Origin of the sequence: Plesiomonas sp. ZOR0011, from assembly GCF_000800945.1 — a bacterium.
In the GTDB taxonomy this organism is placed as follows: domain Bacteria; phylum Pseudomonadota; class Gammaproteobacteria; order Enterobacterales; family CAMTGL01; genus Plesiomonas; species Plesiomonas shigelloides.
In genome coordinates this window covers 41,924-48,681 of the sequence record NZ_JRKB01000046.1, presented here as the reverse complement: position 1 = coordinate 48,681, position 6,758 = coordinate 41,924, and the positions used below count along the sequence as shown (strand labels likewise).

General features: G+C 53.2%; 9 protein-coding genes and 1 tRNA gene. 5 read left to right on the top strand and 5 right to left on the bottom strand.

The genetic code is table 11. The features are described 5' to 3' along the window. The 4 genes from L975_RS08820 to mutY all read right to left on the bottom strand — a co-directional run bounded on the left by L975_RS08820 (position 1) and on the right by mutY (position 2,838). A tRNA-Asn gene (locus L975_RS08820) sits at positions 1–72 on the bottom strand. A gap of 276 nt (positions 73–348) precedes the next feature. Continuing rightward, on the bottom strand, positions 349–1,428 hold the full coding sequence (mltC, locus tag L975_RS08815) for a membrane-bound lytic murein transglycosylase MltC (protein WP_047708176.1): 1,080 nt from the start codon (positions 1,426–1,428) through the stop codon (positions 349–351). A 55-nt stretch (positions 1,429–1,483) separates the two neighbouring features. Beyond that, positions 1,484–1,756, bottom strand: a complete 273-nt coding sequence (locus L975_RS08810) for an oxidative damage protection protein (protein WP_010864568.1) — start codon at positions 1,754–1,756, stop codon at positions 1,484–1,486. Continuing rightward, positions 1,753–2,838 (bottom strand): A/G-specific adenine glycosylase, encoded by a 1,086-nt coding sequence (mutY, locus tag L975_RS08805; RefSeq protein WP_047708185.1) that lies wholly within the window; start codon positions 2,836–2,838, stop codon positions 1,753–1,755. The genes L975_RS08810 and mutY overlap by 4 nt, the downstream gene beginning before the upstream one ends. 188 nt (positions 2,839–3,026) lie before the next feature. Between mutY and trmB the strand changes: the two genes are divergently transcribed. The 4 genes from trmB to L975_RS08785 all read left to right on the top strand — a co-directional run bounded on the left by trmB (position 3,027) and on the right by L975_RS08785 (position 5,992). Next, positions 3,027–3,743, top strand: coding sequence for a tRNA (guanosine(46)-N7)-methyltransferase TrmB (gene trmB, locus L975_RS08800; protein ID WP_010864566.1), 717 nt, complete (start codon positions 3,027–3,029; stop codon positions 3,741–3,743). After that, positions 3,743–4,069, top strand: a complete 327-nt coding sequence (locus L975_RS08795; protein ID WP_047708175.1) for a YggL family protein — start codon at positions 3,743–3,745, stop codon at positions 4,067–4,069. The genes trmB and L975_RS08795 overlap by 1 nt, the downstream gene beginning before the upstream one ends. Before the next feature lie 197 nt (positions 4,070–4,266). Beyond that, complete coding sequence (gene glsB, locus L975_RS08790; RefSeq protein ID WP_039045862.1) at positions 4,267–5,187, top strand: glutaminase B; 921 nt, start codon at positions 4,267–4,269, stop codon at positions 5,185–5,187. A 67-nt stretch (positions 5,188–5,254) separates the two neighbouring features. Beyond that, the gene (locus L975_RS08785) at positions 5,255–5,992 is read left to right on the top strand and encodes a DUF2884 family protein (protein WP_081995648.1); all 738 of its coding nucleotides are present in this window, start codon (positions 5,255–5,257) and stop codon (positions 5,990–5,992) included. 44 nt (positions 5,993–6,036) lie between these two features. Here L975_RS08785 and L975_RS18120 read toward each other — a convergent pair whose 3' ends face one another. After that, positions 6,037–6,174 carry a hypothetical protein gene (locus tag L975_RS18120; protein ID WP_156121145.1) on the bottom strand — a complete coding sequence of 46 codons (138 nt, stop codon included), beginning with the start codon at positions 6,172–6,174 and terminating at the stop codon, positions 6,037–6,039. A 221-nt stretch (positions 6,175–6,395) separates the two neighbouring features. Between L975_RS18120 and L975_RS08775 the strand changes: the two genes are divergently transcribed. Beyond that, positions 6,396–6,689 (top strand): hypothetical protein, encoded by a 294-nt coding sequence (locus tag L975_RS08775; RefSeq protein ID WP_047708169.1) that lies wholly within the window; start codon positions 6,396–6,398, stop codon positions 6,687–6,689. Positions 6,690–6,758 lie beyond the last annotated feature (69 nt).

Below are 6,758 nucleotides of genomic sequence, written 5' to 3'. Positions count from 1 at the left end.
TCCTCTGACTGGACTCGAACCAGTGACATACGGATTAACAGTCCGCCGTTCTACCGACTGAACTACAGAGGAATTGCGTAGCAGACGTGTCTGCCTAACGGAGTGCTATTAAACGGATTTTTTCGCCAGAGTCAACGGTCAATGACACTTTTTTATCGCTATTGGCATGCGTTTGACTGCTTTTTAGTCATTGGCGCATAATTTCTGCACTGAGCCTCTCATCGCGCTTAAGCGCCTGCGTAGCCGAAACCAGAGCTCGGTAAACCTTGGGTTCGGTAAGCCAGAGTTCGGTTCGCAGGCTCAGGCTTCGCGGTGGCTACCGCTAAGCCTGATCGCTAAGTAAGATGGTCAGACTATCCGGCCGCGATAGTTACGCTGCGCGGTATTCACCTTGTACAGGTAATGACGAGCTTGTGCCGAAGGGTGGCGAGTTGTCAGCACGTTGTACAGCTCATCCGGCGACATGCTGTTGATGATATCCACCGCTTTTTGTTTATCTTGCGAGAAGATTCGCAGCACCGCCCCAGCACCACCGTTATAGGCCGAAATCATGGCATAACGACGGGACACCGGATTGCGAATATTGGCCAGATAGTTGGTCTGCAAAATATGCAAGTACGCCGTACCGGTATCAATATTCTTTTCTGGATCAAACAGATAATCACGGCTTGGCGTGCCGTCTTTATTTTTGACCAGATTATACACATCGCGTCCGGCGGTGTGCTGCACCACCTGCATCAGCCCCAGCGCATTGGCCGAGCTGACCGCATACGGGTTAAAGCTCGATTCCACCTGCATGATGGCCAAGATCAGGCTTTCATCCACATTGTAGTTACGTGACGCTTTACGCACGATGTGGAGGTATTTCTTAGCCCGATAATTCAAGTGGTTAGCGATCATCGGAATATCGACATACCACACGGTACGGCCACCGATTTGGCGACTTTTCAGCTTGGTTTGCAGCAGATAATCGGCAAAACGACCGGCTTGGATCTGGTTGGTGATGGCTTTTTTCTGCTCATCCACCACTTGTCCGGCTAAAAATGGATGCTTGCTAAAAGGCACATCGCTGTCGGAGAACAGATCGATCCCGTTTGGATCGTCGCCCATCAACAGGGTATGCACCATGGCATTACGCAGCTTATCCAGTGGGTTTTGGGTGGCGATAGTTTCCACCGTCACCATCCCGTTTTCAAAGTCGATATGACTGCGGGTGTAGTAACGATCGGTGTACTTTACATAGTCTTTGCGGCTGGCAACCAGCATCTCGTTCAGACCCCACAGATCTTCGATATTGGCCGAAAACTGGCCCATCAAAATATCGAAACCGTTGGTATCTTTAACGTATAGCGAAGGATCTTCCTTTGGTTTACTGGCACAGGCAGCCAGTAGAGGCAGGATCACACACCAAGTGAGTTTTTTCTTCATAAGTCAGGGCAATACATACCGAAGCGCCAGCAGCACTTCGGTAATAGATGGAATATTATTCACTCGGTGGAGTGTAGCCTTCGATCTGAACATCTTGCCCTTCGAACAGGAACTTCTCCATCTCCTGCTCCAAGAATTTACGATGTTCTGGATTCATCATGTTCAATTTTTTTTCGTTGATCAGCATGGTCTGCTTGCTTTGCCACTCTTGCCAAGCTTCTTGGCTGATGTGGTCATAAATGCGTTTACCCAGCTCTCCTGGGTAGAGTTGAAACGCCAGTCCAGCGCCTTCTTTTTTCAGGCGGGCGCAAAATACGGTGCGACTCATCGTGATTCCTCGCTAGATAATTCCTCCGGTAGCAAGCGCAATAGGCGCTCTACCGGTGCAGCCAGTCCGACAGCTTGTGGTCGGGCTAAGTTATACCAGAGACCGTGCCCTTCATCCATGCAGTGATGGGATTCGCCCACCACCAACAGCGGAATAATATCCAGATGGAAGTGGCTGAAGGTATGGCGAAACGCCGTTAATTGACGACGTACCGTCAGACCACGCTGGGCCAGCCATTGTTCCGCTTCGCTGCGGGTCGCAAATTGGGGAAAGCAGAATAGGCCGCCCCACAATCCACTGGGTGGTCGCTGCTCTAGCCAAACCTGCGCATCGGGCAGTTCGGCCGGTGGCGACCACAAAATAAAGTAGCCCTCTTTTTCCGGCAGCGTCTGCTTAGGCTTTTTACCGGGAAATGATTGCCAATCGGCGTGGGCATAGGCTTCACAGCCATGTGCCAGCGGGCAGAGCGAGCATTTGGGTTTGCTGCGGGTGCACACCAGCGCGCCTAAATCCATCATCGCTTGATTGAAATACTGCACGCCCTCTTGCGGCGTGACTTTGGCGCTGATGTCCCACAGCCGATTTTCGACCGCCTTTTGCCCCGGCCAGCCGGCGACGCGATAACAGCGCGCCAAGACCCGCTTCACGTTACCGTCCAAAATAGGATAGTGCAGACCCAGCGAAAGCGACAAGATGGCACCTGCGGTGGAGCGGCCAATCCCCGGTAAGGCACAAATGGCATCAAAATCGGTCGGGAACTCGCCTTGATACTGTTCGGCAACAATTTGTGCGGTTTTATGCAGGTTGCGGGCACGGGCGTAGTAGCCGAGTCCGGTCCACAGGTGTAATACTTGATCCAATGGCGCGGCCGCTAAATCGTTGACCGTGGGGAAGTGCTGCATAAAGCGCTCAAAATACGGGATCACCGTGGCCACCTGCGTTTGTTGCAGCATGACTTCGGATAACCAAACGGTATACGGCGTTTTCTGGCGCTGCCACGGCAAGGTCTTGCGACCAAAGGCGTGATACCAGGTCAACACGGCCTCGGAAAAGGCAGCTGCAGGGAAGTGCGCGGTTGGCATAACTGACTCGGGTAATTGCAGGAAGCGTGATTGCATCACAGCCTTGGCAGGCTGTAAACCGGATAATCGGTAAGGGAATCGCCCTTCAGCGTGGCTTTCGGTGCTATCCTGCTTGCTATGTTGGGCCATCTTTGCATAATGCGCCTTCTATTAAGATTGATTGACGATGAATTCAGCAGGGTATGACCATGGGTGAGGTTACCATTCCAGAGTTTGATGAAGAAGGCCGCTATCTGCGTAAGATCCGCAGCTTTGTACGCCGTCAGGGCCGACTGACCAAAGGTCAGGAGTTGGCACTGGAGAACTACTGGGAGCAGATGGGCGTAGATTTTCAAGAGCAGGTGCTGGATTTTACCGCGCTGTTTGGCCGCGAAGCACCGGTGGTGCTGGAGATCGGCTTTGGTATGGGCGCATCGCTGGTGGAAATGGCGAAAAACGCACCGGAGAAAAACTTCCTCGGTATTGAAGTGCACACCCCAGGTGTGGGTGCTTGCCTGTCTTCGGCACATGAAGCTGGCGTGACTAATTTGCGCGTGATGTGCCATGACGCTATCGAAGTGCTGGAGAAGATGATTGCGGATGGCTCGCTGAGCACCGTACAGCTGTTCTTCCCCGATCCGTGGCATAAGGCGCGTCACCATAAACGCCGTATTGTTCAGCTGCCGTTTGCCGAGCAACTGCGCGTGAAACTGAAAATCGGTGGTGTGTTCCATATGGCCACCGACTGGGAAAATTACGCCGAGCATATGCTGGAAGTAATGCAAGCTGCGCCAGGTTACCGTAACCTGTCTGCTAGCAATGATTTTATGCCGCGTCCTGAACACCGTCCGCTGACCAAATTTGAGCAGCGTGGCCACCGTTTAGGGCACGGCGTGTGGGACCTGATGTTCGAGAGGACTGAGTAATGGCAAAACACCGTAGTGCGCGTCTGCGTAAAAAGCTGCATGTGGATGAGTTTCAGGAACTGGGCTTTACCGTTAATTGGCAGTTTCCTGAAGGAACCAGTGCTGAGCACATCGATGCTGCGCTGGATGCCTTTATCGCCGAAGTGATTGAGCCAAATGGCCTGTCCTACGACGGCAGCGGCTACCTGTACTGGGAAGGTCTGGTGGTGCTGCAGCAAGTGGGTAAATGTACTGATGAGCACCGTGCGCTGGTTCAAGCATGGGCTGAGAAGCAAGGGCTGCTGGAAGTTGAAGTTAGCCCACTGCTGGACGTCTGGTGGGATTAATTCCCCGCGCTGACTTCGCTATAATCTGGCCCCATTCGAGATAATTCGATGTGGTCGGGTAGTAGCAGGTTATCGGATGATGTAGTTCAGTGAATCTGCACTCTGAAACGGGCTCCCTCGGAGCCCGTTTTTTTGGCGTGGAATTTTTGTTTTGCCCTGCGAGCCGGCAGCACATCTAGGTGTAAGGATAAAAGACAGTGATATTGAGTAACGCATTGCTGGAGGAGATTCTGGCAGAGGTCCGCCCGCAAATCAGTCGCGGTAAAGTGGCCGACTATATTCCGGCGTTGGCCAGTGTGCCGGCGGAGCGGCTCGGTATTGCGGTGTGCATGAATGATGGCACGGTCTATCAAGCTGGTGATGCGCAGGAGCGCTTTTCGATTCAGTCGATCTCAAAAGTTTTAACTCTGACGCTGGCGTTAACGCGTTACTCGGAAGAGGAGATTTGGCAGCGCGTCGGCAAAGAGCCGTCCGGCCAGCCGTTTAACTCGTTGGTGCAAATTGAGCTTGAGCGCGGAAAACCACGCAATCCGTTTATCAATGCCGGTGCACTGGTGGTGTGCGATATGTTGCAAACGCGCTTGAGCGCGCCGAAACAGCGGATGCTGGATTTGGTGCGCCAGCTGGCGTGTCAGGCAGATATCGGTTATGACAGCGTGGTAGCGCGTTCAGAATTTGATCATTCGGCGCGTAACGCGGCGATTGCCTATTTGATGAAATCGTTCGGTAACTTCCATAATGATGTGACTGACGTACTGCAAACCTATTTCCACTACTGCGCTATCAAGATGAGTTGCACCGAGTTGGCGCGCGCCTTTTCCTATCTGGCCAATCACGGCCAGTCACTGTGCGCGCTCGAGCCAGTGATCTCCAGTCGCCAAACGCGGCAGATTAATGCGCTGCTGGCCACTTGTGGCCTGTATGATGGCGCCGGAGAGTTTGCTTATCGCGTTGGGATGCCGGGGAAATCTGGTGTCGGAGGCGGCATTGTGGCCGTCATTCCAGGTGAGATGAGCATCGCCGTATGGTCACCAGCGCTAGATGTAAACGGCAACTCGCTGGCGGGGATCTCAGCGTTGGAGCTGTTATCGCAGCGCTTAGGACGCTCGATTTTTTAATCTGGGTATTTAATCAAAGTTGTTAGCACGCAGACAAATGTGGCGCGGAAAATAACGAGGAACAACGATGAGAGCAAAACCGATGTTAGTCGCGCTACTGATGGCGATGGTGGGCGGCGTGATGACGCTGCCAGCGTTGGCGGCGGAGACTTGTCCGTACACGTTGAACCAGAATATCTATCTGACTCCAGAGGCGGTGGAGTTGCAGGGAAAAACCACGCAGCTGCGCATCAGCAAAGAAGGTGAGGTGAGCCGTAATCAGCAGCCCCTGACATTGGATCTGGCCGCTCAGCAGCAGGCATTTGCGCTACAGCAGCAATTACGTCGTGAGCTACCGGCGCTGGATAAACAGGCGCATCAGCAGTTACAGCAGGCGCAGCAAGGCCTCGATGATGTGGTGATCCGCCAGCTAGGGGGAAACAGTAAAGTGCGTGCGCAGCTGCGCGATTTGCACGCATTGCTGACGGTGCGACTGGATAAAATCGTGGTGCATCAAAACGGTGGACTGGCGATTCTCGCGGATGCATTGCCTGCCCAGCAGCAAGAAACCGAGCGTTTGGTGCAGCAAAAACTGGGCGAAATCTTGCAGCAAGGCTTGCAGGAGTTGAGTAGCCGACAAAGTGAAGGCGATGCCGCCAGTCAGCTCAAAGCGATGTTGGCGCAGGTAGCCAGCTTACGTAATGCGCTGTCTGCCGAGTGGAAAAGTCAGGAGCAGGGCTTTCGCCGCTTAGGTAGTGAAGCTTGTCATACCTTAGGGCGTTTGCAACAGCAGCAGCAAAAACTGGAGCAGTTACTGCCGCAGTAAGCTCACGTTAATCTTCCCATCGCATATCGCTAATCTGTGATAGCTTACCGGTGGTGGCGGCCAAATGTTGGCTGCTGCTGCCGTGGAATTGCCGAGGAGATTTCCTGCGCTACTGTTTTTCCTTTTCCTTTTCCTTTTCCTTTTGTCTCTCTTTTTATCCTTTTTAGCGCTTTCTTCTGCATGCTCTCTTGGTGTGTAGCGTGGTTCCCGTGTGCTGACGTAACGGTCGGCTACCTCTCTGTATTTCTGTTTTTGGTCACATTTTAGACTGTCGCTTGGCTGTAATCGGGCGGCTTTGCTTGTGTTTACGGCTTTTAGCTGACACGATTCAATTAAAGCCATATAGATAACATGGTTATTGGTGGCGTCGATGTCGGCGTAATGAACGGAAAGGAGTCTGGGCATGGCGATGGTGTATCTGGCGATTAATGCAGTGCTGGCGTTGGTGTCGGTGTATGCGATTGGCGATTTGTTGGGCGGCTGGAGTGTTTCATATGTGGCGGCCATTGCGCTGATTGTGTTTTTGCCGCGCTGGTTTGCGTTGCCGGCGATGGTCGGGGCGATGTATTGCTGGCAGTGGAGCCCGCTGGTGGCGGTGGCGGTGTTAGGCTGGCCGTTACTGTTATCTTTGTCTGGCCAAGGGCTGGAGAAGTTACCGGAGCTCAATAGCCGCTGGCGTCGGGTGCCGTCGCTCTGAATTAGCCACGATTGCATCATTTGAAAAAGCTCGGAGTCTCGCCGTGCGGGGAGGCTCCGGGCTTTGTCT

Coding starts and splice junctions, on each gene's coding strand:
- L975_RS08785 (WP_081995648.1), top strand. CDS start 5,255: ATGAGAGCAAAACCGATGTTAGTCGCGCTACTGATGGCGATGGTGGGC.
- L975_RS08795 (WP_047708175.1), top strand. CDS start 3,743: ATGGCAAAACACCGTAGTGCGCGTCTGCGTAAAAAGCTGCATGTGGAT.
- L975_RS08810 (WP_010864568.1), bottom strand. CDS start 1,756: ATGAGTCGCACCGTATTTTGCGCCCGCCTGAAAAAAGAAGGCGCTGGA.
- mutY (WP_047708185.1), bottom strand. CDS start 2,838: ATGCCAACCGCGCACTTCCCTGCAGCTGCCTTTTCCGAGGCCGTGTTG.
- L975_RS08775 (WP_047708169.1), top strand. CDS start 6,396: ATGGCGATGGTGTATCTGGCGATTAATGCAGTGCTGGCGTTGGTGTCG.
- mltC (WP_047708176.1), bottom strand. CDS start 1,428: ATGAAGAAAAAACTCACTTGGTGTGTGATCCTGCCTCTACTGGCTGCC.
- L975_RS18120 (WP_156121145.1), bottom strand. CDS start 6,174: ATGCAGAAGAAAGCGCTAAAAAGGATAAAAAGAGAGACAAAAGGAAAA.
- trmB (WP_010864566.1), top strand. CDS start 3,027: ATGGGTGAGGTTACCATTCCAGAGTTTGATGAAGAAGGCCGCTATCTG.